This window comes from Pseudonocardia sp. EV170527-09, assembly GCF_008369905.1.
Classification (GTDB): domain Bacteria; phylum Actinomycetota; class Actinomycetes; order Mycobacteriales; family Pseudonocardiaceae; genus Pseudonocardia.
On record NZ_VRMC01000649.1, the window covers coordinates 1 to 238 of the forward strand.

The window sequence follows — 238 nt, forward strand, 5'->3', positions numbered from 1 at the left end:
CCCCATTACTTCCCTTGAGGTAGAAGGACGAGTGGTCCAGTTGTTCGGGGAGTTGTCAGGGTCCGTCGTACCGCTTTTGCTCGGCTGCCACCAGCACGTCCGTGTCGTCGCCGAGCTTCCAGGACTGGCCCGCCACCACTCGGCGATAACCAAAGCGGCCGTCCTCCACCGCAGCGAATGGGTGGTCGAACGAATAAGCGGTCACGGCCGAGGCCATCCCCACCATGCTGAAGTCGCC

General features: G+C 63.0%; 1 protein-coding gene. It reads right to left on the bottom strand.

Features of this window, described 5'->3' with window-relative positions; translation table 11 throughout:
• Nucleotides 1–55 precede the first annotated feature (55 nt).
• Nucleotides 56–238: hypothetical protein (locus FVA95_RS31340; protein WP_205016117.1), on the bottom strand; the 183-nt coding region annotated here is incomplete at its 5' end.